Origin of the sequence: Cryobacterium suzukii, assembly GCF_004403185.1 — a bacterium.
Lineage (GTDB): Bacteria > Actinomycetota > Actinomycetes > Actinomycetales > Microbacteriaceae > Cryobacterium > Cryobacterium suzukii.
On the sequence record NZ_SOHJ01000010.1, the window covers coordinates 1 to 1531 of the forward strand.

General features: G+C 69.0%; 2 protein-coding genes. Both read left to right on the forward strand.

Going from position 1 to position 1531, the window contains the following annotated elements:
- The first annotated feature begins 259 nt into the window (after positions 1–259).
- Positions 260–1012, forward strand: a complete 753-nt coding sequence (locus tag E3T39_RS09780; RefSeq protein WP_478213415.1) for a DUF222 domain-containing protein — start codon at positions 260–262, stop codon at positions 1010–1012.
- A partial coding sequence (locus E3T39_RS09785) for an HNH endonuclease signature motif containing protein (protein ID WP_134514832.1) occupies positions 1009–1531 on the forward strand: 523 nt, incomplete at its 3' end. The genes E3T39_RS09780 and E3T39_RS09785, both read left to right, overlap by 4 nt.

Sequence of the window (1531 nt, forward strand, 5' to 3'; positions counted from 1 at the left end):
CCCGGCTGCCGCTGACCTAGCTGCGCGGGACTTGCTCACTGACGTGAACCCGTTCCAGCGCAGGCAGGTGCAGTTCGTCGACCGGGTGCTCTATTTCGAGAGGGTCATTGCCTGGGCACAGGCGAGCAAGGCTGAGGTTCTTACCGAGGCGTGGGATTACACCACCAACACCGCCGAAACCGGCCGGCCGCAGGCTGGGCCGCAACACGAACACGACTGGGATGCCACTTTCGCCGCCCAGCAGGGCCTGGTCGCGGAGATGGCGTGTGCGCTGCGCATCCCTGCCGGCACCGCGTCCGGTCTCCTGCACGAGAGCCGGGTGCTGGTCGAGTCCCGTCCGCAGACCCTGGATGCGCTCCGCACCGGGGACATCTCCCTGCGGCATGCGCGACGGGTGCTGGACCAGCTCGACTCCGTGCCCCAGCCCGCCCGAGCCGAGCTGGAGGCGGTGCTCCTGCCGCACGCCCGCACGCTCACTCCGGCGCAGTTTGACGGCAAGGCTCGTAAACTGCGGGAACGGTTTCACCCCGACAGCATCACCGTCCGGCGCACGAAGTGCCTGGCCGACCGTAAGGTCCTGTTCTTTCCAGACAAAGACGGCATGGCCACGCTCTGGCTGCGCGCCGCCGGTGAAGACCTTCACGGCATCTACACCCGCATCACCGACACCGCCATCAGCCTCCAAGGCCCCGACGAGCCCCGCACGCTCAGCCAACTCCGCGCCGATGTCGCCGTCGACCTGCTCGCCCAGGGGGTCACCAGCACCGGACTCGGCGCCGGCGTGACGGCCAACGTCAACATCACCGTGCCGGTCCTCACCCTGATGGGGACGAGCGAGGAGCCGGGCGAACTCGAAGGGTACGGGCCGATCGCCCCGGAGGTCGCCCGCCGGCTGGCGGGAACCGCCACGAGTTTTCTGCGCATCCTCACGCACCCGCACACCGGCATCGTGCTCGACGTCAGCGCAGAACCATTNAGGGGGTCACCAGCACCGGACTCGGCGCCGGCGTGACGGCCAACGTCAACATCACCGTGCCGGTCCTCACCCTGATGGGGACGAGCGAGGAGCCGGGCGAACTCGAAGGGTACGGGCCGATCGCCCCGGAGGTCGCCCGCCGGCTGGCGGGAACCGCCACGAGTTTTCTGCGCATCCTCACGCACCCGCACACCGGCATCGTGCTCGACGTCAGCGCAGAACCATTCCGGGTGCCGGCAAGCCTGAAGAAATACCTGCGCCTGCGTGATGGGACCTGCCGGTTCCCCGGCTGCAACCGCTCCGCCGGGCACAGCGACCTCGACCACACCCGCGACAAACAATTCGGCGGCCCCACCACCGCCACCAACCTGCACCACCTCTGCCCCGCTCACCACAACCTCAAGCACTACTCCGCCTGGAACGCCAGCGCCGACCCCGACGGCACCCTCAACTGGACCAGTCCGGCTGGCAAGCACTGCGCCACCGATCCCGCCACCCGCATCGGCCCACCGCGAGAACAGTCCGACACGTCACCACCGCAACCCGGGCCCGCAG